Origin of the sequence: Desulfonatronospira sp. MSAO_Bac3 (genome assembly GCF_003838035.1) — a bacterium.
GTDB classification, from domain to species: domain Bacteria; phylum Desulfobacterota; class Desulfovibrionia; order Desulfovibrionales; family Desulfonatronovibrionaceae; genus Desulfonatronospira; species Desulfonatronospira thiodismutans.
In genome coordinates this window covers 26,944-51,117 of sequence record NZ_QYZY01000234.1, presented here as the reverse complement: position 1 = coordinate 51,117, position 24,174 = coordinate 26,944, and the positions used below count along the sequence as shown (strand labels likewise).

The window sequence follows — 24,174 nt, the reverse complement described above, 5'->3', positions numbered from 1 at the left end:
CATGTCACAAAAAACAAGAAACTTAGACAGGATTAACAGGATTGACAGGATAACCTTTTGGCCTGGCTTCCGGCCAGGACAAAATGATTTTTCTCTTAATCCATCTCTTAATCCTGTCAATCCTGTCAAAAAACTCTTTTATTTATTGGGTTGCGGGCAATGCCCGCCTTATGAGTTTGTTCTTCAACAATTAACAATTAACTATTAACTGATACCAATTTCTTGTTTTTTATGACATGGTTTCAGGAGTAAGTCACTTGCAGACAATATCCGGACAGGGACCGGTGCTCTTGTCGACATGCTCCCTGAATATCCCGGCCGCACGGACGAAGTTGACCGCCCAGTTCTCAACACTGAAGGCATGCACGTGGGCATATCCTGCCAGGACATTTCTGTACAGAAGGCCGTCCTTGTAGCCGGCCATGCCGGTGCCGCGCTCCATGCGCATGCAGAACCTGGCCTCAGGAGACAGAGAGAGGCACCTGGAATAATGAAACTCGTGGCCTACAATGGTATCGCCGGTGGTATAGAAAGGATTGGGCTCAATGATGCCTGCGCGGATATACCCGTGCCCCTGGGGTTTTTTATACACCCTGGTCTGGACATTGAACACCCCGGCCATGTCGAAATCCTCCCCTTCATAGTGAAGACTTTCGGCCAGGTACATGAAGCCGCCGCATTCGGCATAGATGGGCAGGCCCTGGTCAGCCAGATCCTTTACTTTTTGCCTGGCAACTACATTGACTGAAAGCTCCCGGGCGGATGTCTCGGGAAAACCTCCTCCCAGATAAAGCCCGTGTATCCGGGGCCAGTCTTCAGGGGTGAGCAGGCTCAGTTCCACCAGTTTCGCCCCCTGCTGCCTGAGGGCATCCAGGTTTTCCTGATAGTAGAACCACAGCGCCCTGTCCCGGACCACTCCGATGACGGCTTCTTCCTTGAGTGGATCTGATGAAATCTCCTGGACATGATTCTGTGTCTTGGTGCAGGCTGGTGCAGAACCGGCGATGTTCAGGACCAGTTCAACATCGATATTGTCCTGGACCACTTTGCCCAGGGCCCTGAATATCTCGTCCTGTCCCTGGTACTCCTGGCTGGAGATAAGCCCCATATGTCTTTCCGGAATGGGAGTGTCTTTAAGCTTGGGCAGTGCGCCCAGAACAGGTACATCAGTATACTTTTCTATACTTCGCCGGGTAATGTCTCTGTGCCTGGCCCCTGCAGTCTGGTTAAGGATTACTCCTGCCAGATCCAGGTTCTCCTCGAACATGGCGCAGCCCTGGACAATGGCCGCAGTGGTCCTGGTGACCTTGGTGCAGTCCAGAACCAGAAGCACCGGTGACTCAAGAATCCTGGCCAGCTCGGAAGTAGAGCACGACCCCCGGGTGTCCATGCCGTCAAAGAGGCCGCGGTTGCCCTCAATAACAGCCAGGTCATGGGTGCCGGCAAAGGAGGAAAAAAAGAATTTTATGCGCGAGGTGGAAAAGAGAAAAGGGTCCAGATTGGACGCATGCTGACCTGAGGCCAGTGAAAGCCACTTAGCGTCTATATAATCCGGGCCCTTCTTGAAAGCTTTAACTTTAAAGCCCTGCTGTGTAAACAACCAGGTCAGGGCCAAGCTGATTATGGTTTTTCCGGAGCCTCCCCTGAGGCCGGATATGGTTATTCTGGGAAAACTCTGCTGGTGCAAAAGGCCATTAATCACTGTAAGACATGAACAAAAAACTCTGAATTAGCCTTCTGCGGTCTTGCCGGCTCCCTTCATGCCGTACATGGTGGTACTGCCGCTGGACCAGTAAACCAGCTTTTCTTCCTGAACCAGTTCGCTCAGGAGCTTCTTTACTTCTCTGGCCTTCATATCCGGAAAAATCTTGGTAAAGTCATTGAAATAGAACTTGGTCTTTGATCCTGACTTGGACTCCAGAAAATTGATAATTTCCTGTTTTGCAGCTTCTTTGTCCATTTCGCCTCCTATTGGTTTAAGACGCCGCCCTTAATCGGGCGGCGTCTGGCATTGCTGTAATTCAAGTTAGAACTTGAAGTTGGTGGTCTGTCTCCAGGTGTAGTAAGCCGGATCACGGAAATCATCAATGAGATGATGGGTGAATTCCAGACCGGTAACTTCAAAGAAGCGCTCCCAGCCGATGCGCTCGGCCCAGTCGCCGAACCTCTCGTACTTTTTGGCACCCTTGACGTAGGCGTCCACCAGTTGGCGCATGCACTTGGCCAATGAAGGCCAGCGCGGGGTCTCGTTGGGAATGAAGGCCACAACCACCTTGGAGAACTTGGGCTCACTGATACGGTTGGATACCTTTCCACCGGCCATGATCACCAGTCCGTCGCCTTCGGCGTCGGTCAGGGGCAGAGCCGGGCACATGGTGTAGCAGTTGCCGCAGAACATGCAGCGCTCGTTCTTGATGGCCACGGTCTTGACTGTCTTTTCCTCACCGGTGCGGTCATCGGTGATGGTGGTCTTGGCGGGGCGGATAGCCGCTGTAGGACATGCAGCTACTGCCAGGGGAATCTCGCAGAGGTTTTCCACCTCTTTGTGGTCGATGATGGGCGGCTTGCGGTGATAGCCCAGGATAGCGATATCCGAGCAGTGCACAGCACCGCACATGTTCAGGCAGCAGGCCATGGAGATGCGCAGCTGAGCCGGGAACCTCATCTGCTGAAATTCCTCGAACAGCTCGTCCATGACTACCTTGACTGTGCCGGAGGCGTCCGAGGCCGGAGTGTGACAGTGAATCCATCCCTGAGTATGAACGATATTGGTCAAGCCGGCACCAGTTCCGCCCACGGGGAACTTGTAGCTGCCGCCTTCATGCTTGCGGCTTTGCAGGTCGTCCTTGAGGGGCTGGACCTTGTCCTTGCTGTCCACCATGAACTCGATATTGTTGCGGGTAGTGAAGCGCAGGTAGCCGTCACAGTGCTTGTCTGCGATCTCCAGGGCCTCGCGCAGGGTTTCTGTACCCATAAGGCGGGGAGAGCCGCAGCGCACGGTGTAAACCTCGTCACCACTTTCAGCCTTGTGCATGAGTACGCCTGGCTCCAGGATCTCATGCCACAGCCATTTGCCTTTGTTGTTTTTGATTACCGGAGGCAAAAACTCTGAATAATGCCTGGGGCCGATGTCGGTAATGCGATCTTCCATCGGCTTGTCTGGATTGTATCCGGATGAAATAAAAGCCATTTCTTACCTCCTTATTTCGGATGACGTGATCTGTAATCGTTGATGTCGCGCTCAAAACCGCCGGGCACTTCTTCTTCTTTCCAGAAGATGTAGGGATTGTGCCTGGGCTCGGAGACATGCCTGGGATCGGGATCAATGCCGGTGACTTCAAGCAGCTTCTGGAAGCCTTGGCGCTTCATGGTCTCGCCCAGCCTTTCGCGGTTCTTGCCTTCTTCCATCCACCAATCCCAGATATTCTCGATTACTTCCTTGACTCCGTCATAGGATTCATCAACCTTCATGAAGGGCACCAGCAGAGAGCCGAGCTGTGCTCCATCCAGGATGGGGGCTTTGGCGCCGCAGAGGATGCTCAGGCCGCGGTCATTGCCGATGCGCAGTGCCCGGGGCATGACGTTGATGCAGTGCATGCAGCGGGTGCATTCCCGGTCGTTGATGTTCAGCTTGCCGCCTTCCATCCACATGCACTTTGTGGGGCAAAGATCAATGACTTCCTTCTGGATGTCGAAGGGACCCCAGTCCTTGCCGGCGTGAGCGCCGCCGTTGGGCTTGATCTCGCCGCCCACGTAAGCAGCCACGGCCTCCTGATCGATGCGGATATCATCCCGCCAGGTGCCGATAAAAGACATATCAGCGCGGGCTATGGAGGCCACGCAGCCATTGGGGCATCCGTCGAACTTGAATTTGAACTTGTAGGGAAAGGCGGGCCTGTGCAGCTCGTCCTGGTACTCCATGGTCATCTGGTAGCACAGCTCCTGGGTGTCGTAACAGGCCCATTCGCAGCGGGACTCGCCCAGACAGGCGGCCGGGGTGCGCAGGTTGGAGCCGGAACCGCCCAGATCCTGATCCATCTTGTGGGTGAGCTCGTAAAAGATCTCTTCAAGCTGCGGAGTGGTGGTTCCCAGAAGAACAATGTCCCCGGTGGAGCCGTGCATGTTGGTCAGGCCGCTGCCGCGGAAATCCCACAGATCGCAGAGCTGGCGGAGATAATCGGTTTTGTAGTACTTGCCTGCAGGCTGGTTGACGCGCATGGTATGAAAATGCGCAACACCGGGAAATTTTTCCGGCTGATCGCAGTAGCGCCCGATGACTCCGCCGCCGTACCCGAAGACACCGACAATGCCGCCGTGCTTCCAGTGCACTTCCTTTTCCACATAGGAAAGCTCCAAAAGCCCCAGGAGATCGTCCACCACATCCACCGGGATCTGGAATTCAATCTCGTTTTGCTTTTGTTGCCTGGCCCCTGCCTGCCTTTTCAGATCAGCCACGAAACTCGGCCATGCGCCGCTTTCGAGTTGATCCAGCAAAGGAGTTTCATGTTTAGGCATTGCAAATCCTCCTTAAGATTATGTTTACTACCCTGTTTATAAAAACCGCCCCACCTCGTTAGCCGGTACGGTGACGGCTTAACCACTGGACTGACGTTGCGTGCAGCCGAATTTCGTGATTTTTCCCACAATGAAGGTCTGATGTCAATAGTAATTTCCAAACTGAGCCATGGATTCGGCATTTCAGCAATTTCTTCCATTTAGCCGGTTATACCCCCCATCCCTGACCCCCATGAGGGCTCTCCTGGAGAATCAGCCCGTCTGTTCCAGCTCCTGCCAGATTTCGGGAGCTACTTCATAGCCGGTTTCCTGGGCCTTCTTGAAGTACTTACTGGCCGCTTCAAAATCCTGCCTGTCCATGCAGGCAAGGCCCATGGTATTGTAGGCCGGGCCGAAATTGGGCTCGAGATCAACAGCCTTCTGGCACTGCTGCAGGCAACCTTCCAGATCCCCCTGCATATAATAGGCATTGCCCAGGGTTGCATGGGCCTGCACAAACTGGGGATCAAAGGAAATGGCCCGCTTCAGGGAGGCAATGGCCTTGTCCACGTCGCCGCGCTGCAGGTGGACAAACCCCATGTTGCCGTGCGGCACAGCAAAGCGGTGCCTGATTTTGCTGGCCATTTCATTGTAACTGAAACAACCATCCAGGTCACCTTCGTTCATGGCTATACCGCCAAGCTGTACATAAGCCTCGGCCAGGTCGGGAGATTTGCGGATGGCCTCCTGCAGATACTGCCTGGCGGTCTCAAAGTCACGCAGGGCCATGTAATGCACTCCTAAATTGTAGTTGGTCACCCCGCACTCGGGATTCTTGGCCAGTCTGGCTTTTAGTTCCTGGATCTTTTCTTCAATGCTGCTTTGAGTCATATATGCTCCTGGTAAAATATTTTTGCAGGACTACCTTTCCTTGTATTCCTTGTTTTCCCTCTTGAGAAGCTCGCTGTACCACAGGGAAAACTCGTACATGGCCCGGATCCTGTCCTCGTCATTAATGATGCCCATGCACATTTCCAGAACACCCTGACCATAGGAATTGCTGTACTCCCTGGGCGGGCGTTCATGCAGAAACATGCGCATAAGTTCCTTGCTGGTCCTCTGGGTCCCGTCACGCCTGATCTCGATGGGATTTTTGGGTTCCTGAAAAGGATCCCAGCGATCATAGCCTATCCTGTCGATGAATTTTTTCCTGCGCGGGGCCAGTGAATCGTATATGGCTTTTTTGTGCCTGTCCTGTTCCTGTCTGTTTTCCTCGCTCATGAACTACTCTCCGGATCCCAGCACCCATTCCCGGGTGGGTCCTTTCTGATCTTTGGAAGTTGTTTCGCATGAATTCTGTGCAGCCTCAACCCCCAGGTATTCCCGGTCATACTCGGTAAGCAGGGCCATGGAAACAGGCACCAGGACAGTATGCAGTTCAACATACTTAGTCCCTATGCCTTTGGCCAGTTCCTGGCTCAAGTGCAATAACTGCTCATGCAGCTTGTGCATATCCACTGTAGGATACTGTACTCCCGGCTCAAACCTGGACATGGAGCAGGAGACAGTATTTTCTCCTATTTTCATGGGCAGCCCGTAAAGACGACAGGTCAGCGGCCTGGATTCGTAAAGAATGCACTTGCCTTCCATCAGAAGAGGGCACTGAACTCTTTCTTTACCCGCCTTTTTCAGAATCTCTTCCTCAGAGGCCCCGCCTTCATGTTCCTTGAAGAGCTGCTTTTTTATCTTGTGGGTCCTGCGGTCAGCCTTGTCTGCTTCCACCAGGACCATGTTCCTCAAGCTGGTGTCCAGCTCCTGAAACCTGTGGTTCAGATACAGGGCCTCCACCAGGGACAGGTCAAAAAGGGCATAACAGCAATCCGTGCAGCCGTCATCGCAGCGCACCTCGCCCGGGAAATCCCCCTTCATCTTGTGAAATATACTGTCAACGCCCTGCATCAATTGCTCATATCTTGAAAAATAAGGGCTTAAATCTATGCCTGAATTCATGGTTCCTCCTGATACCAGTTCTCTACAGATACAGGACCTTTATAGTATCTTTTTTTTCTGTTCACAACTGTCAATCTTAATCAAATTTTAATCACCTCACGGGTGTAAAAAAAACTTCAGCACCCTGCCGGACACAGGACAAAAAAGAAGGGGAGGGCCAAGGCCCTCCCCTTCTTATCATCTGCGCAAAAGCAAGATTACTGCTCTGTTACGGTAATAGCGCCCTCTTCACAGACTTCCACACAGGACTCACAGCCCAGGCACTCTTCCATGTTCACGGGATCAGCCTTGCCGTCCTTGAGCTCGAATACTTCAACGGGACATACGTCAACACATTCACCGTCGCCGTTGCATTTTTCCACATCTACAGTTACCAGGTAAGACATAATAAACCTCCGATTTAATTAGTTTAACAATAGTGACTAAATTGAACCTTGAAACAAAGTAAAATGGGAGTTAGTCAAAATAACAAAGCGATGTCAAGCTGGATTTTCAATATATTTTTTTCAAGGATTGCCAATGAGATACAAGGGAATCAACCATATCGCCCTGGCCACCGGGGACTTGAATGCCACCATCAGATTCTGGCGCGATCTAGTGGGGCTGCGCCTCATTGCCGGACTGGGCAGGCCCGGTTACCGCCAGTATTTTTTTGAAATCGGCCCCAGGGACATGCTGCTTTTTTTTGAGTGGAACCATGTCCAGCCTATTCCTGAAAAAGACCACGGGGTACCGGTTCAAGGTCCTTTCGGCTTCGATCACCTGGCCCTGGAGGTAGAAACTCTGGAAGATATGTGGCAGATCTACGACCGCCTCAAGGCCGCCGATATCTGGGTCTCGGAAATCCTGGACCATGGTTTTATTTATTCCCTGTATTCATTTGACCCCAACAATATTCCCATCGAATTCTCCTGGGCCAACCCGGAATTTGACCTGCGGCGAAACCCCAGGATGCAGGACAGCGATCCTGATGTGGAAGCCCTTAAAGGCCCTGATCCTATGCCGGATGTCTGGCCTGAAGTAAGCGAGCCTACCTTGCCCCAGGAGCAGAAAATCTATCCTGGAGAAGGCAGTGAACTGCGAAGCAAAAAAAACAGGTGGTAGAACACCAGGCCCCTGCCCTCACCGGCAGAAACAGCTCCAGGGACGAATATCAACTGTCAAAGATCAGCCTATAAGCAACCTGCCTGTTCTTCTCTGCCACGCTACCGGCCTGGCAGAAATACTTTTTGCAGGCGTGCCTTGTCGTTTTTGCAAGACAAATGAGCCGGCACTGGTGCCGGCTCATTTGTCTATCTAATCAGTCTGAAGTCCGGGTCAAGTCAGGTGGCCTCAATTTCCTTGCGCACCCCTATACCCACTTTCCAGAGGACAGTGATAATCAAAAAGCCTATGCCATAGATGCCCAGAGTAATAAGTATCTCCGGACCTGTGGGTGCATAGGTAAGGACTTCCTTCATGGGGGTGGGGACAAAGCCAGCTGTAATAAGCCCCATACCCTTTTCGATCCAGGTACTGATGAGCACCAGGACACAGGCAAAGGCCAGAATGTTTTCAGCCTGCCGGTTTTTGGGAAAGAGCAGAATCAGCAGGGCTGAAACCCCGGCTGCTGTGGACACCCACATGAAGACAGACAGCATGGTATGTCCTTCAAGACCGAAATAGAGATATTCCCAGTGGGCCAGCTTGTCCGGGACCATGCTGTATGCCGCTGTGAATATCTTACATCCGATGAGAAACAGATAGGCGGCCAGGGCATAGGTAACAATCTTGGCCAGGGACTGGATGGCTTCCCGCCCCGGATCCCATTTGGCAAAGATTTTCACGGCAAAGGCCAGCAGAATTAAGAGGGCCGGTCCAGCGGCAAAAGCCGAGGCCAGAAAGGACGGAGCCATGGAGGCTGTCAGCCAGAAGTCGCGGCCGGGCAGACCGGCATACAGAAAGGCCGTTACCGTATGTATGCTTATGGCCCAGGGTATGGACAGATAGATAAAAGGCTTGATCCACCTGGGAGGTCCGACACGCTTGCGCTCGGCCTGCAGAGTCACCCAGCCGATAAGAATGTTTAAGAACAGATATCCGTTGAGCACTACCATATCCCAGAAAAGTACCGAACTGGGAGTGGGATAAAGGACAACGTTCCACAACCTCTGGGGCTGGCCCAGGTCCACCACTACAAAAAGCAGGCACATGATAATGGTGGCCACGGCCATGAACTCACCCAGAATGAGCATCCGTGCGAAAGCCTTGTGATTATGCAGATACATGGGGATGACCATCATGACCGCCGAGGCGGCGACTCCAACCAGGAAGGTCAACTGGGCAATGTACAGTCCCCAGGAGATGTCCCGGTTCAGGGCGGTCACCGAGAGGCCCTGATCCAGCTGTTGCAGGTAGGCCCCGAAACCCACTCCAATGACCGCCAGCAATACCAGCAGCCATATCCAGTATAAAGCGCTTCCTTTTATTGCTTTCTCGAGCATTTTACACCCCTTAAATTAGATAATAGACTTGTGGGTCAGTGCCCAGTTTGGGTTTGCGTAGCAGAGAATATCTTTCCTGCAAAACCTTGCGCACGTCTGAATTGGGGTCGTTCAAATCCCCGAAAAGAATGGCCCCCTCGGATGCCTCAACACAGGCTGGCATCTCCCCTTGATCCACAAGATGGGCACAAAATTCACACTTTTCCACGACTCCCATTTCCCTGGTTGGATAGTCATGGTCCAGTTCGTCATCATCCAGAAATTTTCTGGGGTCGTAATAATTAAAGCTCCTGGAACCGTAAGGGCAGCCCGCCATGCAGAAACGGCAGCCTATGCAGCGGTGAAAGTCCATGAGGACAATCCCGTCATCCCGGGAGAAAGTGGCCTGTGTGGGACATACCCGCACACACGGTGGATTGTCGCAATGGTTGCAGAGGGTAAGAAAAGGCAGGCTTTTCTTATCTTTGAGATAACCATGGGACTGATCACTGAACAGATTGTAGAAAGGTTCCTTCCAGATCCACTTTATATTTTGATCATTTGGAATCTCAGGCACATTGTGCAGCTTGTGGCAGGCCTCTATGCACTTGTCCATGATTTCATCATTAAGCTTTTCTGAGTCTATTACCATAGCCCAGCGATCCGCCCTGAGCCTGTTTTCACTCTGCCTGGGCCCGGACCTGGCTCCGGCCAGGGAGGGGCAGATGCTCCAACCCAGTGCAGCCATACCCGCAATCTTGATGAATTTTCTTCTGCTGTTTTTCATTATGTTTCCCCCCTAAGGCTCGATGTGGCAGTCCCAGCAATAAGGATCCACCGCTGTGGCATCATGGCAGCGGTCGCAAAACTTCTCCTTGTCGCTGTGACAATCCATGCAGGTTTTGGTCAGGCTCATGGGATAGCTTTCCTGCTTGAGCTCACTCCAGTATTCCTGGTACCCGTCGCGTACGTAGAGGTCGCGCCATTCATCGAGCATGTTCATGTGCTCGGCACGCATGAACTCCGTGCTCTCTATGCACTTTTCATAATCTTCCGGGAGTTCCAGTTCCGGAGTGGAATAGGCGTCAGCCCCGAGATTGTACCAGAAGGGAAAGGTCATAAACAGGGCGAATATGATCAGCCCCGGAATGATCTTATTGGCATCGTACATTATTCATCCTCCTTACCAGGCAAAGGTTCACCCCGCAGGTCGGTCTGACGATCCTCCCCGGGCAGAATCAAGGCGTTGGCCAGCAGCTCATGCACCCCGCAAACTGTTACATCCGGCACCCAGTAATCCATGGAGGCGCTGAGCGTAGCCCTGTCAATGGCGCATACATTGGCCAGGGTATTGACTCCCTTCCTGTCGCGCACAAACTTGACAGCGTTGGCCCTGGGCAGGCCACCCATCATCCTGAGTTCTTCGTTTTCCCCGGGGTTGAGCCCTGATCCGGCACCGCAACAGAAGGTCTGCTCCTTGATGGTGCCCTCGGGCATCTCGTAGAAGTTGTTACAGATATTGTTGAGGACATATCTTGGTTCTTCCAGAAAACCCATGCCGCGCGAAGGGTTGCAGGAATCGTGGAAGGTGACCTTGAGATGATCGTTGCGGGTCTTATCTATGGGAAGCTTCTTGTGCTTGATAAGGTCCGCCACGAATTCCACGATGTGGATCATCTTGGTGGAAGCGGCGTGATCGAACCTGGTCCCGGTGATGGGTGAAACAGGCACATCCAGAAATTCCGGAGGACCGTTCATGGTGTCCATATATTGATGCAGTACACGCCACATATGTCCGCACTCGCCGCCCAGGATCCATTTCACGCCCAGGCGCTCCGCCTCGTGATACATCTTGGCGTTTAGCTTTTTCATCATCTCATGGGAGGTGAAAAAGCCGAAGTTGCCGCCTTCCGAGGCATAGGTGCTCCAGGTGATGTCCAGGCCGTATTCTTCCTGCAGGTAGTGAAAAAGCACCAGGTAACCCATGCAGGTAAAAATACCGGGTTCTGCGAACACGTCCCCGGAAGGAGTGATGAAGAGTATGTCCGCGCCTTTCTTATTGAAAGTGGGCTCAGGCTTGATCCCGGTTGCCTCCTCGATATCATCGCACAGAAAGTCGATGTTATCCTTGAAGGTGTGCGGCGGCAGTCCCAGATGGTTGCCCAGGCGGTTGCAGTTGGCCACAGGCTTGCCGATCCAGTCCAGCTGGAGTCCCAGCAGATTCAAGAGCTCCCGGCCGATAATGGTGATCTCGGCCTGGTCAATGCCGTATGGGCAGTAAACAGAACAGCGCCTGCACTCGGTACACTGGTAATAATAATACCAGATTTCCTTTAAGACCTTTTCATTGAGTTCGCGTCCTCCGGCCATGCGTCCCAGGATCTGGCCGGCTTTGGTCATCTCGCCGCGGTATACCGAACGCAGGAGCTCAGCCCTAAGCACAGGCATATTCTTGGGATCTCCGGAGCCGATGAAGAAATGGCACTTGTCGGCGCAGGCTCCGCAGCGCACGCATATATCCATGAACACTTTGAAAGACCGAAACCTCTCCAGCCTGTCCTTCATACCCTCCAGAAAAGTTTCCTTCCAGTTCTCAGGCAGCTTCCAGTCTTCGTCAGTAGGATTCCAGCTCCTGGCATTGGGCATGCCCACCGCTTCCAGCGCGGAAGGATCAGCTGCGTAACAGTACCTGCCCGGCTTTATTTCCAGAGGTACATCCATCCAGTCCAGCTCAGGCGGATGGTGACTGATATTTCTGTACAGTACATCCGGTTTTGGTGTAGCCATTATTGTTTACTCCTTCTTTTCAGCATTATCATCTGAGGTTTCATCCCCGGAAGCTTCCTCGGTCTTTTCTTCCAGAGGCTTTTCCACCGGCAGCCCGGCCTCGACCATTACTTCCCTGTTTTCGTCTTCATAAGCCTGATAAGTATGGAACTTCACCGGATAATTCCAGGGATTTTCATGATGCTTTTCGCGGCTGTCATTGGGAAGGTTCCTGGTGGGACTCAGGAAAACTCCGCCCAGATGCATGAGCTTGCTGAAAGGAAAATAGACGAGCAGCACAGAGACCAGGAAAAGATGTACAAAGAATGTGGCTCCAATACCATCGGGCACGGTGGGACTGAACTGAACCAGGCCCATGGTCAACTCTTTGACGGCCATGAGATCTGTTTTGAAGGGCCCTATATAGCGCATGAGCATACCCGATATCACGATCCCCAGGATGAGAAAGAGAGGAAAGTAATCCGCCGGCTGGGAAATATAGCGCACAGAAGGTACCAGCAGTCTTCTAAGCAGCAGATAGCCCAGGGCCACCAGGATGAGCGCGCTGGAAAGATATAGAGCGGGGCTTAAAATCTGGAACATGCTGTCCATGTGATCCATGGTCACGAACAACTCAGGAACAGGCTCTGTGAAAAAGCGCATGTGCCGTAGAAAGATCACCAGGAATGTGTAATGAAATATCAGGGCGAAGATCCACAGCCACTTGCTGGAAGAGTAGGCAATGTGCGGACCCTGATGCAGTTCCACCCTGGTATTTCGAAAAAGTGAACGGAAAAGAAAAACCTCGAAGAACATGCGGCCCACGACCCCCAGCTTGGTGCCGGGATTGTCCAGTCTGTTCCACTTGTCCTTGAACATGGGCAATGACTTCCTGGCCTGCCCACAGGTTGTAGGTATGCGAAACGGCACCGGAGTCTTTCCCCATTGGACCACCCTGACCACAAAACCCACGATGAAAACCAGCACCGCAAGATAGGGTATGATCACTCCAAAAAGAGCACCCATACCAAGGGCTCCGGCGCCCACCATGGCAATCAGGATCAGGGCTACAACCAGAATCAGTGAGTAAATCGCTTTCATGTGCTGCAACCTCTTTTAAAGATTAGACATTATACAAAAAACCAAAACTATTCCGCAGCGTTTTTTGCTATGGCTCTTTCCAGAAGCTTGTGGGTCCTGTTGTGGAACATCTCGGAGCGCTGTTTCCAGAGCTGTTCTCTGCAGGACATGTAGATGTCGAATGCCAGATATGTAAGCCGGTCAAGTCTTGTGAGCAGATCAACCCAGTCTCCGTACTGGTTGTTGCTCTCGATCTCCCGGCCGCAGACTTCCCAGATGGTTTCCCGAAGCATGGGCAGAAAACAGAGGGCCTCGGTGGGGGAAAAACCCTGTACTGCCCGGATGCGGGTTATGCCGTCCAGGTACTGGCGCATTTTTTCCTGGTCGTTGTCCTGGAAAAATTCGTCTAAAATCTTTTCCATATTCACGCGGAAGGTGTAGCCCACGGGATTGTTGAACTGTCCGGGGCTGTTCTTGAAGAAGCGGGCGGATTCATCCGGGTATGTATCGGTGAATTTTTTGAGCCAGAGGTTGAGAATTTGGGATTTGTGCTGCTTAATGCTCGCATCCAGACTCATTATAATACCCTTGATCCTTATTGTAGTGATTGTTGGAAAAATCAAACACACCGGAGAGGCAGCGAAGCCAAAAACCTGTACCTGCCCGGAGCAAAACAGGCCTGTTGCCGGTTCACGGCAGGTAAAAAGCTCAGCCGGCCGGGTAGAAGCCTGCATTGGTATAATTGAGCACTTTCTAAACCAGCCGGCCTCAATCGTCAAGAAAGATTTGAGAAAAATTTAACAAGTGTAAACTTAAACAGTTTATTAATTCAGGTAGGATTGATACATTGCGGAATTCTGGGATTGAGAAATCGACCACGCGTCCTGCCACGCGCTTCGCGTGGTTCGCGTGGTTCGCGTGGTTCGCGGGACTCAACTCTTTATTTTTACTTACCTCTGAGTTCTTGTGACTGCAAAAAGACTTTTTGCAGTCACATCAGTAAGGGGCCTCGGGGTATGAAATGCCTTTCTTATAAAAAAACTATTCCACCTTGATGCTCACTGATTTTGAAGGCGTGTCTTTCTTGGGGATGGAGACGGTGAGCACACCGTTTTTAAATACAGCCTTTATGCCTGCGGAATCTACATTTCTGGGGAGCTGAAACTTTCTGCTGAAGGGTCCGTAAGACCTCTCCACCAGCTGGTAAGCACTTCCAGTAGCCTCCTTTTCTATTCTCTTTTCCCCGTGCACCAGAAGATGGCCGCCCTTGGACTCCAGGCTGATTTTTTCCTGATCCACACCTGGAAGCTCCAGCTCGATAATGTACTGATCCACTGTCTCGTACAGGTCGGCCACAGGACGCCACAAAGCAAACCTGTCCCTGTCCGATGCCCGTCCCATACTCCAGTCCCGGGCATCATCCATTATCCTGTCGATTTCCTCGCGCATGCTCTGGATCTCCATCCAGGGATTGTGGTGCTTGCTCATACTCATCTCCTGATCATATATCTATCGCTATCGCTATTTGGGAAGTGGCTCTCCCCGTACTTATTTTTAATACCTGTCATTTTTTCAAAAAAATATGTGCGGATGTGCCTTTACCCTGCTTTCCTTAAAAGTGCTTAACAGATACCGCTATGGTTTTGTGGTTTAAGCATTCAACCGGAAGTGTCAACCACTTTTTCCAGGCCCGCTCCCCTTTACCCCCAACATTCAGAGTTGACAAAGTTTGTGCTTATAATATCCTTACCTACGTAAAAATGACGTCATCACCTGAATACTGAAAACTCTTCAGGGATTAAGCTAAGCAATTGCAAAGCGTTAAAAACATTTCAAACATAAAACCTCAGGAACGATATTGATGAGCTCCAGCTACGATACCAGAATCGAAACCATAGGCCCGTCCAAAGTCACCTCGCCCCTGCCTCTGTGGCGTTACATTGAAGACCGCGAAACAGTACCCATGAACCTGGACCCGGAGATGATCGGCGAGGAGCCCAACGGCCCCATCCCTCTGGAAATCGAGGTGGCCGGACCCAGGTCGAACCTTTTTTTCGACCCCTCCAAGACCAAGTGCGCCATTGTTACCTGCGGCGGCCTCTGCCCCGGGATCAACGACGTCATAAGGGCCATTGTCATGGAGGCCCATCACAACTACAAGGTCCCATCGGTTCTGGGCATACGCTTCGGGCTTCAGGGCTTCATCCCCAGTTACGGACATCCCGTAGAAGAGCTCACACCGGATTCAGTAAGCCATATCCACGAATTCGGCGGCACCATCCTGTCCTCTTCCCGGGGGCCTCAACCGCCGGAGGATATTGTGGACGCCATGGAACGTATGAACATAAGCATCCTGTTCATGATCGGAGGCGACGGCACCATGAAGGCGGCCCAGGCCATCCAGCAGGAGGTAGCCCGGAGGGGCAACAAGATGTCTATCATCGGTGTGCCCAAGACCATAGATAATGATGTTCACTTCGTTTCCAAAACCTTCGGCTTCGATACAGCAGTGGAAAAGGCCACCGAAGCCATCGGATGCGCCCATGCCGAGGCTCTGGGCGCACCCAACGGCATCGGCATGGTCAAACTCATGGGCCGCGAATCAGGCTTTATCGCCGCCCAGGCCACCATAGCCCTGAAAGAAGTCAATTTTGTCCTCATACCCGAATCCAGGTTCGACCTGCACGGCTCCAACGGCTTTTTGAGACACCTGGAAAAAAGGCTGGACAAAAGGGGACACGCCGTCATTGTGGTTGCCGAGGGTGCCGGACAGGAACTTTTTGACCGCAAGGGTGCCGACCCCTCGGGAAACATTATTCTGGGCGATATCTGTTCCCTGTTGCGCAAGGAAATCCTGGACCACTTCCATAAAAAAGCACAGGAAATAACATTAAAATTCATTGACCCCAGCTACATTATCCGTTCTGTACCGGCCAACTCCAATGACCGGGTGTACTGTGGATTTCTCGGCCAGCACGCCGTGCATGCAGGCATGGCCGGCAAAACAAGCATGGTGGTCAGCATGATCCAGGACCGCTACATATATCTGCCCCTTTCCCTGGTAACCCAGAAGCGCAAGACCCTGAACATAAACTCCAACTATTGGGGTTCAGTCCTGGCCAGCACTGGCCAGCCTTCTTCCATGGAAAACCCGGAAAAAAATGATAACTGCTGAGATTAATCAATAACGGAGGAGATATGGATAGTAAGAATCTGGAGTGCATTTCAAACACCGATCCGGACCTGATGCAGATGTTCAAGGCCTATGCCCTGAAGATGGAGGAACAGTCCCTGCCGCCCATAGTGGTCAATCTTTTCAAGTGCTATTTTTCCCAGCTTCTTTACGGCAGCCAGGGCAAACTCACACAGCAGGAAATCATTCCGGTAGAACAGAATGAACTGGAAAGCCTGGACAGCATATCCAAGTACAGGGAAAAAGTCCCTGAGGCCATTTCCGAACTGGCTGTCATCAAGCTCAACGGCGGCCTGGGCACCAGCATGGGTCTGGAAAAAGCCAAGTCCCTTATTAAGGTCCGCGAAGAAAAGTCATTTCTGAATCTAATAGCAGAACAGATCAAGGTTCTGCGGGAAAAGTATCAGACCAGGGTGCCCCTTCTGTTCATGAACAGCTTCAGAACCCATATGGATACCATGATGCATGTCCAGGAGATAGACAACCCCTATCACCTGCCCCAGGCTTTTCTGCAGCATAAGTACCCCAAAATACTGGCCGACGACCTGAGCCCTGCCAAGTGGCCTGAAAATCCAGAACTGGAGTGGAACCCGCCTGGACACGGAGATATCTATACCGCCCTGGTCACTTCCGGAGTACTCAAAAACCTGCTGGAAAAAGGGTACAAGTACGCCTTTATTTCCAATTCGGACAATCTCGGGGCCACGGTGGACGAAAATATCCTGGGCTACCTCAAGGCCAAGGAGTTTACTTTTCTTATGGAAGTCACTCCCCGGACCATTACCGACCGCAAGGGCGGTCATCTGTGCAGGCTGCTGAAAAACGACCGCCTGGCCGTCAGAGAGATAGCCCAGTGCCCGGAAAATGAACTGGAAGACTTCATGGATATCCAGAAATATTCATTTTTCAACACCAACTCCATCTGGCTGAATTTGGAAGAGCTGGAAAAAGTATTCGTCAGGCACAGGATGGTCCCCCTTGACCTCATAATCAATACCAAAAACCTTGACCCAAGAAACCCGGACTCCCCCAAGGTCTACCAGTTGGAAACAGCCATGGGTTCGGCCATTTCCGCGTTCGACCATGCAGGTGCCCTGAACGTCCCCAGGGACCGCTTTGCACCGGTCAAGACCACCAGCGACCTGCTGGCTGTAAAATCCGACCTGTACGAAATGACCGACATGATGACCATCGTGCCCAACCCCCGGCGCAAGGATCCCATGCCGGATATTCACCTGGATTCAGGATTCTTCAAGAACATCGACCAGTTTGAAGACCGGTTCGCCGCCGGGATTCCTTCCCTGCTGGAATGCCAGGAACTCAGGGTGGAAGGCAACGTGTACTTCGGCCGGGACGTAAAAATAAAAGGCAATACCTTTATCCGCAATACTTCTGCAAAACCGGTCACCATCCAGGACGGGTCAGAACTCGAGGGTCAGGTGAATTTATAAAAAAATCAGCCTCTGACCCTAAAGTCTTCTTTTAATCAGCCGATAAAGGGGGCGAAAGGCGTTTTTCGGTCCCCTGAAAAAAATTAAAAGGAGGCTAATTATGGATATTCAAGGATTCAGCGTAGGAGGAGGCCTTACGGCACTAAACAACTCCCTGCAGAATCATGAGCTGGGACAGGAACTTATTCAGAAAACCCTCAACGAAACCGAGGCCGCTGCAGATGCCCAGACTGCGCCTCAGGCCGCACCCCAGCCCGCACAGCCTGCCCAGGCCGAGGCCGGGGCTGCTAATGCAGAAGGACAGGGTACTATGGTGGACAAAATGGTATGACCAACTGAACAAAACATTGGATCAGAGGGGACCGGAAACAGCCTTTACTATCCCCGGCCCCTCTGCATTTTTTTTGCAGCTCAAGCACAATCCCGTGCCTGATATGCCTACGCCGGCCTGAACAGGACCGTAGTGCAACCCGGAAAAAACAAAATGCAAAAACTGAATAAACACTTTCTCCTTGCTGTAAGCGATGATGCTTCCCTCCAGTACGGGGCCCGATTCCTTGGCTACTTTTTCCACAACAAGGGCGAGATTCGCGTGGACATGCTTAATATCGCCTACAATCCCCAGAAGACCATGGCCGAACCCGGGGATCCCACCCCGCATCAGACCACTCAGATGCAGCACGCCAGCCTGGAAAAAGGCAAGCTGGCCCTGCAGTCTGCCCGGGAAAAACTCGAAGGTTACGGCTTTACCGGAGACAGTCTGAAAACCGATCTCAAGATGCAGACCTTCTCCACGGTGCATGATCTGGTCTCTTATGGCCGCAAAGGTCTTTACGACTCCCTGGTCCTTGGTCACAGGGGAATCGGCATGCTGGAAAGCCTGGTCCAGGACAGCATCAGCAGCAAACTTCTGCACCAGGAATGCGAAATGCCCCTGTGGATCTGCCGGGAACCGGTCAGAGCAAAGAAAGATATCCTTATCTGCACCGATGGGTCTGAAGCAAGCCTGGGTGCAGCAGATCACGCGGGCTTCATCCTGGCCGGGGAGCCGGAGCATGACATCACGGTGCTGCACGTTGCCGGTTCCGGGAGCCAGGCAGACCGGGAAAAAATCATAAACAGCACTGTAGACCGACTCCTGGACAACAACATTGACCAGAAGAGGATAACCGCCAAAAGCCTGGACAGAACAGATACTGCCCGCACAATTCTTGACTATGCCCGGGAGAACAGTTTTGCAGTAATCGCCATGGGCCGTACCGAGCGGCATAAAAGCCCCGGCAGACTGGGCCGGTTTTTTATGGGTTCAGTGAGCGAAAAAGTCTTCAAGAATTTCCGGCAGGCCAGCCTCTGGATACACCATTGAGGCCGGATCCGCGGGCTTTATCTGCAATGGTTTTTAATTGCATGGCTGGCACTGCAGCGAAAAATTTACTACGACACGCATAATCCCTTATTTACGACGACCACCCGCAAAATCCCCAAACAAAACTCTTGATTTTTTCATCAAAAGAGTTATTGTATCTGTTTTCGAGGCGAGGTAGCTCAGGAGGTCAGAGCATGCGGCTCATATCCGCAGTGTCGGGGGTTCAAGTCCCTCCCTCGCTACCACAAAAATACAAGGGGTTCAGGTACTTATCCTGAACCCCTTTTTGTTTTATGACAGTTTGTCCTACTCCTGTCCGATACCTGCCCCCTGCATGGTTACCATATGCCTATGGCAAAACCCCTGGGAAGAAGCAGCAGCCTTCTAATTCATTATCAGGTCTTCAATTTCAGGAATGATGACAGGAGCGTTCAGCCTCCCACCCCTTGCAAGCCAAGGCGATGTATTTAGGTACTGGTCGACTGCTTGTGCTATAAGCGCTGATGGTACGTGGTGTCAGCCCCAATGCCGCAGCAGCCTCTTTCAAAGAAAGGCTGTTTCTGGCGCGCCATTGTGCAAAAATCCGGGTGTTTTCATCAGGTGCGTTTTGGGCCTGGGCATCCAATAAAAGCGTGTCGGCCCCAATCTGGATATCAAGTTCCGGCCAAACCACTGCCCATCCTTCTCCTTCAATAATGGTTGCCTCAGCAAAATTCTCCCTCTTTTTCAGCCTGGAAAGACCTGGAGATTCGTTGAAAATTGGTTCAAAACTGACCGTATGAATCGAACCATCGATGAAAGTTAAGCGCAGTTTGAAATTTGGCAAAACCTCAACTTTTTTCAGTCGTGGGCGTTTCATTTGTGCCATCGGTTCCATTCCTCCAAGAGTGATGCCTTATTCTTTTCAATCCAAGACAACACCTCATTTTTAAGTCCTTTAGGCCAAACTCCTTCAGTCTGCAAAGTTTCAATGACAATCAAGACATCGTAATCACCTCCCACAAGATGTGCATGAGGCGGATTATGGTCTCGCTCTCTGATTTCCAGACGATACTTGTTATAGAAACGATGCTTGGTTGTCACAAGTTCAATATATGGAAAATTTTTCTATATGTCAAGGTGAGAAAAAAACGACCTCCCTCCCTGCTGGACCTTGCTGTTTAATTCCTCGTCTTCAGGTTCCAGGGGTTCTCCCCCTTTGATGTAGGCAGCGGCAGCCATTTCCTGTTGCTTGCCCAGAACCAAAATCGTTGCAAGCCCTTCAATAATTGTCTGCTGTTTGCGTTAGTTTATTGCAATCAAGACCCTGAGAATTCTCTAATATTGGGTTGCCTTTGTCGCCTTTTGTGACTTCATTCAATTCTGCCATGCTAACCTCCATATCAGGTTTGTGTGGTGAGGCCCCGGCTTGTGGCCCATCCACAGGCCGGGGTTATAACGTCATATAGGTGTTGGAATATGTCCAGTGACAAACTTGAAAAACTTACTCCTGTTATTGCAGTAGGATAATCAAGTCGGCTTGTCACAATTATGATAGCACACTCGGCGGGTGCAGCTTCGGCGGGGGTGTTGATAAAAAATGGCATCCTAATATCCGGCCCATGCCGGCTATTGCTCAGGCTGCACCTCTGGCTTTTCAGAGGTCAGATCATCAAGTAATGTTGCCATAAAAAGATTCCTCTCTTGCTGCAAGTTTCTCTTGAGTTACCTTCACTACATCCTTGGCAGCATACGGACGGACAATTCATGCCCTGTTGCCGCTGCGTATTTCTGCAGCGTTTTCATGCTCGGATTATGCCTGCCGGACTCCAGGTGGGCTATTCCTGCCTGCTTCATGCCCATGCGCCTGGCAAATTCGGTCTGAGTGAGCCCGGCCTTTGTCCTGGCCTCAATAAGCATGGAAGCAAAGCCAAACTCATCCTGCAGGCGGTCATATTCCCTTTTGACATCAGGATCTTTTAGAATTTCTTCCTTCAATTCCCCTAAGGGTTTCAGTTGAATGCCCTGCGGGCTGGCTCATTGAGCTATTCAATCACGCCATAGGCGTGACAGGCGGGCGGCTCTGCCGCGTACGGCTGGAGAGTAGGCCTGGTTTTCTCTCGGTGATGATTACCGGCACCCTGAATAATTACATAAAATTTACCTTAAAGAGGAGACAAAGATCATCAAGATCATCTTTACATATCGGGTCAAGCGCGAAGTGTAAAAATGATACCTTTGTTTCACCCTTGTCTTTTCTTTGAACATGATTGATGAATTCCGGCAGGGAGAAGCTCTTCGTGTCCAGCATGGGCAGCCTAAGCATTTGTTGCTGATATTGGGAATAGTTTACACATCGCGTCAAACGCCAAATGTAAACATCATCTTTACATATTGCGTCAAGCGCGAGGTGTAAAGATGGAGTTCAGATCCGGTAGGGAATTTTTACAAAAGAATGACGGCCTGGATCAAAATCTTTGGTGTTGCGGGTAATGAGTGTGAGATTGTTTTCAATGGACAGGGCGGCCTGAAGCGCATCCGGCAATTTCCAGCCGTATTCCCGCCGCAGTGCAGCTGCTCTGTCAGCGGTTCTTTTATCGATTTCCAGGGTCTTGAACTGATCCAACAGGGCTTTGGGAACATCAAGTTCGTCTTCAGCAAATCCAACCAGAATTTCTGCCCTGGTAATCACGGAAATCACCGAGTTGTCTGGATTCAGCTTCAGAATAAACTCTGTGGCCTGCTCCAGGCCATTGAAATGATCAATGAGAATAACCGAATCAATGAGCATTTCAGGCATTGTTTTCCCATTCCGCTCTCATTCTTTGCTGATACTCCAAGCCGTCTCCCTGTTTCCAGGTTCCCCGGGTTTGCTCAACCAAAGCCCGGTAGACGTCTTTCTCCCGATCTTCCCTGAGCATTCTGAGTGCCCTGCGAACTCCTTCGGCCATGGATATTCCGTATGTCCTGCTATAGCTTTCAAGCCAGGCCCTGTCTTCATCCGGCAAGGTGATAATTGTTCTTTGACCGGCCATGCTCCTTCTCCTTTTTGACATCATCATATCTATCGTTATCATGTATCAAAGAGTATCTGTGACCGCAAGTCATAAGACCCGGTAATTCAAGTTGATCAGATAAACTGCACCCTTAAACATTGAGTAACAATCATGGCCCATAAATTCGATTATGACCTGGGAATTATCGGCGGCGGCGCAGCGGGTCTTACAGCGGCCTCAGGTGCGGCCAGGCTGGGTGCCAGGACCCTTCTTGCTGAAAAAGAAGAAAAACTGGGTGGAGACTGTCTGCATTACGGCTGCGTTCCCAGCAAGACACTGATTCATACGGCAAAAGCCATGCACACCATAAAGAATTCGCAGCAGTATGGCCTGCCCATGGTGGACCCCGGCCCGGTGGATTATTCACTGGTCAGGCAGAGGATTCTGGATGTTATTTCCACTGTCCAGAAGCATGATTCAGAAGAGCGGTTCTGCCAGCTGGGAGCTAAGGTCGAGTTTGGAACGGTCAGTTTTGTGGACGAGCACAGTGTCCTCCTGGATAATCAAAGGGTAACCGCGGAAAAATGGCTCATCGCCACGGGATCTTCTCCGGGCATTCCCGATATACCAGGCCTGGACAAGACATCGTGTATCACCAATAAAGAAATATTCTATCTAGACCATCTCCCACAGTCCATGATCATCCTGGGAGGAGGCCCGATTGCCGTTGAAATGGCCCAAGCCATGAACAGGCTGGGCACAAAAGTATCCATGCTTCAAAGAAGCGACCAGATCCTCAGCAAGGAAGACAGGGATCTGGCTGATGAACTCCTGGACATTCTTAGAACGGAAGGGGTTGATATCCATCTTGGCAGCAGTGTTCTTGAGGTGAAGGACCATGGCCAGCAAAAACAGGTCATAATCAAGGACTTTAGCGGAAATGAAAAGAAATTGTCTGCTGAAACCATACTGGTGGCCCTGGGCAGAACTCCCAATACAGCAGGACTTGATCTGGAAAATGCCGGAGTTGAATTCGGTTCCAGGGGAATCTACGTGGATGAAAGGCTCAGGACTTCTCAAAAACATATATTCGCCGCAGGAGACATAACCGGTGACTATCAGTTCACCCACGCGGCCGGATATGAAGGCGGCATCGTCCTGGCCAACGCCGTATTCCGACTGCCGAGAAAAGTGGACTACACCTTTTTGCCCTGGTGCACCTATACAGATCCTGAGCTGGCCGGAGTGGGCATGAACGAGAAAAGGGCAGCCCTGGCCGGGATTGATTATAATGTCTGGATCGAGGAATTTTCCGGAAATGACCGAAGCCTGGCCATGGGCAACACTGCCGGAAAGATCAAAATGGTTCTGGATAAAAAGGAAAAAGTGATGGGAGTTCAGATCCTGGGTCCTGACGCCGGGGAACTGATAAATGAATGGGTGGCGGTCTTAAGCGGTAAAGTAAAGCTTTCCACCCTGGCCTCGGCTGTGCACCCGTATCCTACCCTGGGCGAGATCAACAAACGGGTGGCTGGATCATACCTGGCCCCGAAAATATTTTCCGAAAAGATCAAAAAAGGACTGAAATTCTTTTTCAGCCTCAAGGGGCGGGCCTGCGGATAACCTTTTAAAAAATAAGTGCGGGGGTACCTGTCCCCTGCTTTCCCTGCCCCTTGGGCTGCCTGAACATTCCGAGAGTGATCAGTTACAGTCTACCTTTAAAGCAGACACAGGCAAAGGCCGGCTTCGCATTCTCCCGGCCGAGGATGACCCTTCCAATCAGCTGCCCATGAAGCTCCTGCTGGAGAAGTCCGGACATGTTGTGAGCCTGGCCGAAGACGGACAGCAGGCTCTGGATATTCTTGCCGACCAGAACTTCGACTGCATTATCATGGATATACATATGCCGGTCATGGATGGAGTGGAGGCCACGCGACGGATAAGAAGCATGGAGCATAGGGCATGGAGCATGGGGTATGGAGCAGAGGATAAAGGGCAGAGGGCAGAGGACAAACGCCTATACCTGTGGTGCCCAGATAAAAACTCAACACCCTGCCTCATTATCTGTCCCGTGTGTCCAAATTTTGGACACAATCAACAGCCTGATTTTATTCACTTCTACTCTTATCATCAGTTTTATGTCTGAATAGAACACAAAAATTACCCTGCTCTTGTATGTTTTCCACTGCTTCACTTCATTAAATCCAATCCTGTCACGTGAGCTGACCGCTGAGCCATGCCCATTGCCGGAGGTTATCGTACCCGGTGACGCTATGCTTTTCCTGCTGAAATGCACAGCTTTACTCCCTTGACTTTGTTCGAAATTAAGATAGTATGAAATAAAACATACCAAATAAGTAGGTAATTACAGCCAAAC

General features: G+C 51.3%; 28 protein-coding genes and 1 tRNA gene. 9 read left to right on the top strand and 20 right to left on the bottom strand.

All coding sequences use genetic code 11. The features are described 5' to 3' along the window. Window positions 1-208, top strand: a 208-nt coding sequence (locus D5S03_RS08165; RefSeq protein WP_287043400.1) for a hypothetical protein, incomplete at its 5' end; no start/stop codon positions are given. Window positions 209-253: 45 nt separating this feature from the next. Here D5S03_RS08165 and D5S03_RS08160 read toward each other — a convergent pair. The 8 genes from D5S03_RS08160 to D5S03_RS08125 form a co-directional block, all read right to left on the bottom strand. Then, the gene (locus tag D5S03_RS08160) at window positions 254-1,687 is read right to left on the bottom strand and encodes a cobyrinic acid a,c-diamide synthase CobB (protein ID WP_287043399.1); all 1,434 of its coding nucleotides are present in this window, start codon (window positions 1,685-1,687) and stop codon (window positions 254-256) included. Window positions 1,688-1,729: 42 nt separating this feature from the next. After that, window positions 1,730-1,960, bottom strand: a complete 231-nt coding sequence (locus D5S03_RS08155) for a dissimilatory sulfite reductase D family protein (RefSeq protein ID WP_008871011.1) — start codon at window positions 1,958-1,960, stop codon at window positions 1,730-1,732. 66 nt (window positions 1,961-2,026) lie between these two features. After that, a complete protein-coding gene (dsrB, locus tag D5S03_RS08150; protein WP_008871012.1) occupies window positions 2,027-3,190 on the bottom strand; it encodes a dissimilatory-type sulfite reductase subunit beta in 1,164 nt (387 codons plus the stop codon). 11 nt (window positions 3,191-3,201) lie between these two features. Next, window positions 3,202-4,515: a dissimilatory-type sulfite reductase subunit alpha gene (gene dsrA / locus D5S03_RS08145; protein WP_287043398.1), complete on the bottom strand. Its 1,314-nt coding sequence runs from the start codon at window positions 4,513-4,515 to the stop codon at window positions 3,202-3,204. 252 nt (window positions 4,516-4,767) lie between these two features. Further along, window positions 4,768-5,385, bottom strand: a complete 618-nt coding sequence (locus D5S03_RS08140; RefSeq protein ID WP_008871014.1) for a tetratricopeptide repeat protein — start codon at window positions 5,383-5,385, stop codon at window positions 4,768-4,770. Window positions 5,386-5,415: 30 nt separating this feature from the next. Then, a complete protein-coding gene (locus D5S03_RS08135) occupies window positions 5,416-5,775 on the bottom strand; it encodes a hypothetical protein (protein ID WP_008871015.1) in 360 nt (119 codons plus the stop codon). 3 nt (window positions 5,776-5,778) lie between these two features. Beyond that, on the bottom strand, window positions 5,779-6,504 hold the full coding sequence (locus tag D5S03_RS08130) for a YkgJ family cysteine cluster protein (RefSeq protein WP_008871016.1): 726 nt from the start codon (window positions 6,502-6,504) through the stop codon (window positions 5,779-5,781). Between the two features lie 197 nt (window positions 6,505-6,701). Continuing rightward, a complete protein-coding gene (locus tag D5S03_RS08125) occupies window positions 6,702-6,890 on the bottom strand; it encodes a ferredoxin (protein WP_008871017.1) in 189 nt (62 codons plus the stop codon). 133 nt (window positions 6,891-7,023) lie between these two features. On the opposite strand from D5S03_RS08125, the gene D5S03_RS08120 reads away from it, so the two are divergent. Next, complete coding sequence (locus tag D5S03_RS08120; RefSeq protein ID WP_287043397.1) at window positions 7,024-7,608, top strand: VOC family protein; 585 nt, start codon at window positions 7,024-7,026, stop codon at window positions 7,606-7,608. Between the two features lie 218 nt (window positions 7,609-7,826). On the opposite strand, the gene dsrP is transcribed toward D5S03_RS08120, so the two are convergent. The 7 genes from dsrP to D5S03_RS08085 form a co-directional block, all read right to left on the bottom strand. After that, a complete protein-coding gene (dsrP, locus tag D5S03_RS08115; protein ID WP_008871019.1) occupies window positions 7,827-8,987 on the bottom strand; it encodes a sulfate reduction electron transfer complex DsrMKJOP subunit DsrP in 1,161 nt (386 codons plus the stop codon). A gap of 10 nt (window positions 8,988-8,997) precedes the next feature. Further along, complete coding sequence (dsrO, locus tag D5S03_RS08110; RefSeq protein ID WP_008871020.1) at window positions 8,998-9,753, bottom strand: sulfate reduction electron transfer complex DsrMKJOP subunit DsrO; 756 nt, start codon at window positions 9,751-9,753, stop codon at window positions 8,998-9,000. A 12-nt stretch (window positions 9,754-9,765) separates the two neighbouring features. After that, a complete protein-coding gene (dsrJ, locus tag D5S03_RS08105; RefSeq protein WP_008871021.1) occupies window positions 9,766-10,137 on the bottom strand; it encodes a sulfate reduction electron transfer complex DsrMKJOP subunit DsrJ in 372 nt (123 codons plus the stop codon). After that, window positions 10,137-11,753 (bottom strand): sulfate reduction electron transfer complex DsrMKJOP subunit DsrK, encoded by a 1,617-nt coding sequence (gene dsrK, locus D5S03_RS08100; RefSeq protein WP_008871022.1) that lies wholly within the window; start codon window positions 11,751-11,753, stop codon window positions 10,137-10,139. Before dsrK ends, dsrJ begins: the two co-directional genes overlap by 1 nt. Window positions 11,754-11,759: 6 nt before the next feature. Then, entirely contained in the window at window positions 11,760-12,833 is a 1,074-nt protein-coding gene (dsrM, locus tag D5S03_RS08095) for a sulfate reduction electron transfer complex DsrMKJOP subunit DsrM (protein WP_287043396.1), read from the bottom strand. A 47-nt stretch (window positions 12,834-12,880) separates the two neighbouring features. Then, complete coding sequence (locus D5S03_RS08090) at window positions 12,881-13,390, bottom strand: RsbRD N-terminal domain-containing protein (RefSeq protein ID WP_008871024.1); 510 nt, start codon at window positions 13,388-13,390, stop codon at window positions 12,881-12,883. A gap of 463 nt (window positions 13,391-13,853) precedes the next feature. Further along, window positions 13,854-14,300, bottom strand: a complete 447-nt coding sequence (locus tag D5S03_RS08085) for an Hsp20/alpha crystallin family protein (protein WP_008871025.1) — start codon at window positions 14,298-14,300, stop codon at window positions 13,854-13,856. A gap of 373 nt (window positions 14,301-14,673) precedes the next feature. Between D5S03_RS08085 and D5S03_RS08080 the strand changes: the two genes are divergently transcribed. From D5S03_RS08080 to D5S03_RS08060, 5 genes are all read left to right on the top strand, one after another. After that, entirely contained in the window at window positions 14,674-15,987 is a 1,314-nt protein-coding gene (locus D5S03_RS08080; protein WP_008871026.1) for an ATP-dependent 6-phosphofructokinase, read from the top strand. 23 nt (window positions 15,988-16,010) lie between these two features. After that, on the top strand, window positions 16,011-17,456 hold the full coding sequence (locus D5S03_RS08075; RefSeq protein ID WP_287043395.1) for a UTP--glucose-1-phosphate uridylyltransferase: 1,446 nt from the start codon (window positions 16,011-16,013) through the stop codon (window positions 17,454-17,456). Window positions 17,457-17,556: 100 nt separating this feature from the next. Continuing rightward, window positions 17,557-17,787, top strand: a complete 231-nt coding sequence (locus D5S03_RS08070) for a hypothetical protein (RefSeq protein ID WP_008871028.1) — start codon at window positions 17,557-17,559, stop codon at window positions 17,785-17,787. 153 nt (window positions 17,788-17,940) lie between these two features. Continuing rightward, window positions 17,941-18,822: a universal stress protein gene (locus D5S03_RS08065; protein WP_287043394.1), complete on the top strand. Its 882-nt coding sequence runs from the start codon at window positions 17,941-17,943 to the stop codon at window positions 18,820-18,822. 168 nt (window positions 18,823-18,990) lie between these two features. Then, window positions 18,991-19,067 (top strand) — tRNA-Met (locus D5S03_RS08060). A gap of 164 nt (window positions 19,068-19,231) precedes the next feature. Here D5S03_RS08060 and D5S03_RS08055 read toward each other — a convergent pair. The 5 genes from D5S03_RS08055 to D5S03_RS08040 all read right to left on the bottom strand — a co-directional run bounded on the left by D5S03_RS08055 (window position 19,232) and on the right by D5S03_RS08040 (window position 21,836). Further along, window positions 19,232-19,699: a DUF2442 domain-containing protein gene (locus tag D5S03_RS08055; protein WP_287043393.1), complete on the bottom strand. Its 468-nt coding sequence runs from the start codon at window positions 19,697-19,699 to the stop codon at window positions 19,232-19,234. After that, complete coding sequence (locus D5S03_RS13785) at window positions 19,678-19,824, bottom strand: hypothetical protein (RefSeq protein WP_353745151.1); 147 nt, start codon at window positions 19,822-19,824, stop codon at window positions 19,678-19,680. Before D5S03_RS13785 ends, D5S03_RS08055 begins: the two co-directional genes overlap by 22 nt. Before the next feature lie 711 nt (window positions 19,825-20,535). Then, window positions 20,536-20,799, bottom strand: coding sequence for a helix-turn-helix domain-containing protein (locus tag D5S03_RS08050; protein ID WP_287043392.1), 264 nt, complete (start codon window positions 20,797-20,799; stop codon window positions 20,536-20,538). Window positions 20,800-21,226: 427 nt separating this feature from the next. Next, on the bottom strand, window positions 21,227-21,601 hold the full coding sequence (locus D5S03_RS08045; protein WP_287043391.1) for a PIN domain-containing protein: 375 nt from the start codon (window positions 21,599-21,601) through the stop codon (window positions 21,227-21,229). Further along, window positions 21,594-21,836, bottom strand: a complete 243-nt coding sequence (locus tag D5S03_RS08040) for a ribbon-helix-helix domain-containing protein (protein ID WP_287043390.1) — start codon at window positions 21,834-21,836, stop codon at window positions 21,594-21,596. The genes D5S03_RS08045 and D5S03_RS08040 overlap by 8 nt, the downstream gene beginning before the upstream one ends. 132 nt (window positions 21,837-21,968) lie before the next feature. Between D5S03_RS08040 and D5S03_RS08035 the strand changes: the two genes are divergently transcribed. Both D5S03_RS08035 and D5S03_RS08030 read left to right on the top strand, forming a co-directional pair. Further along, on the top strand, window positions 21,969-23,420 hold the full coding sequence (locus D5S03_RS08035; protein ID WP_287043389.1) for a dihydrolipoyl dehydrogenase family protein: 1,452 nt from the start codon (window positions 21,969-21,971) through the stop codon (window positions 23,418-23,420). Window positions 23,421-23,454: 34 nt separating this feature from the next. Continuing rightward, a complete protein-coding gene (locus tag D5S03_RS08030; protein ID WP_353745150.1) occupies window positions 23,455-23,943 on the top strand; it encodes a response regulator in 489 nt (162 codons plus the stop codon). The last annotated feature ends 231 nt before the right edge of the window (window positions 23,944-24,174 follow it).

What these genes read in the sequence shown, in the direction of transcription:
- D5S03_RS08125 (WP_008871017.1), bottom strand. Translation starts at nt 6,890, where the DNA reads ATGTCTTACCTGGTAACTGTAGATGTGGAAAAATGCAACGGCGACGGT.
- D5S03_RS08130 (WP_008871016.1), bottom strand. Translation starts at nt 6,504, where the DNA reads ATGAATTCAGGCATAGATTTAAGCCCTTATTTTTCAAGATATGAGCAA.
- D5S03_RS08135 (WP_008871015.1), bottom strand. Translation starts at nt 5,775, where the DNA reads ATGAGCGAGGAAAACAGACAGGAACAGGACAGGCACAAAAAAGCCATA.
- D5S03_RS08065 (WP_287043394.1), top strand. Translation starts at nt 17,941, where the DNA reads ATGCAAAAACTGAATAAACACTTTCTCCTTGCTGTAAGCGATGATGCT.
- dsrM (WP_287043396.1), bottom strand. Translation starts at nt 12,833, where the DNA reads ATGAAAGCGATTTACTCACTGATTCTGGTTGTAGCCCTGATCCTGATT.
- D5S03_RS08035 (WP_287043389.1), top strand. Translation starts at nt 21,969, where the DNA reads ATGGCCCATAAATTCGATTATGACCTGGGAATTATCGGCGGCGGCGCA.
- D5S03_RS08080 (WP_008871026.1), top strand. Translation starts at nt 14,674, where the DNA reads ATGAGCTCCAGCTACGATACCAGAATCGAAACCATAGGCCCGTCCAAA.
- D5S03_RS08070 (WP_008871028.1), top strand. Translation starts at nt 17,557, where the DNA reads ATGGATATTCAAGGATTCAGCGTAGGAGGAGGCCTTACGGCACTAAAC.
- dsrP (WP_008871019.1), bottom strand. Translation starts at nt 8,987, where the DNA reads ATGCTCGAGAAAGCAATAAAAGGAAGCGCTTTATACTGGATATGGCTG.
- dsrA (WP_287043398.1), bottom strand. Translation starts at nt 4,515, where the DNA reads ATGCCTAAACATGAAACTCCTTTGCTGGATCAACTCGAAAGCGGCGCA.
- D5S03_RS08140 (WP_008871014.1), bottom strand. Translation starts at nt 5,385, where the DNA reads ATGACTCAAAGCAGCATTGAAGAAAAGATCCAGGAACTAAAAGCCAGA.
- D5S03_RS08120 (WP_287043397.1), top strand. Translation starts at nt 7,024, where the DNA reads ATGAGATACAAGGGAATCAACCATATCGCCCTGGCCACCGGGGACTTG.
- D5S03_RS08045 (WP_287043391.1), bottom strand. Translation starts at nt 21,601, where the DNA reads ATGCCTGAAATGCTCATTGATTCGGTTATTCTCATTGATCATTTCAAT.
- dsrK (WP_008871022.1), bottom strand. Translation starts at nt 11,753, where the DNA reads ATGGCTACACCAAAACCGGATGTACTGTACAGAAATATCAGTCACCAT.
- D5S03_RS08075 (WP_287043395.1), top strand. Translation starts at nt 16,011, where the DNA reads ATGGATAGTAAGAATCTGGAGTGCATTTCAAACACCGATCCGGACCTG.
- dsrJ (WP_008871021.1), bottom strand. Translation starts at nt 10,137, where the DNA reads ATGTACGATGCCAATAAGATCATTCCGGGGCTGATCATATTCGCCCTG.
- D5S03_RS08085 (WP_008871025.1), bottom strand. Translation starts at nt 14,300, where the DNA reads ATGAGCAAGCACCACAATCCCTGGATGGAGATCCAGAGCATGCGCGAG.
- D5S03_RS08055 (WP_287043393.1), bottom strand. Translation starts at nt 19,699, where the DNA reads ATGGAACCGATGGCACAAATGAAACGCCCACGACTGAAAAAAGTTGAG.
- dsrB (WP_008871012.1), bottom strand. Translation starts at nt 3,190, where the DNA reads ATGGCTTTTATTTCATCCGGATACAATCCAGACAAGCCGATGGAAGAT.
- D5S03_RS08040 (WP_287043390.1), bottom strand. Translation starts at nt 21,836, where the DNA reads ATGGCCGGTCAAAGAACAATTATCACCTTGCCGGATGAAGACAGGGCC.
- D5S03_RS08090 (WP_008871024.1), bottom strand. Translation starts at nt 13,390, where the DNA reads ATGAGTCTGGATGCGAGCATTAAGCAGCACAAATCCCAAATTCTCAAC.
- D5S03_RS08155 (WP_008871011.1), bottom strand. Translation starts at nt 1,960, where the DNA reads ATGGACAAAGAAGCTGCAAAACAGGAAATTATCAATTTTCTGGAGTCC.
- dsrO (WP_008871020.1), bottom strand. Translation starts at nt 9,753, where the DNA reads ATGAAAAACAGCAGAAGAAAATTCATCAAGATTGCGGGTATGGCTGCA.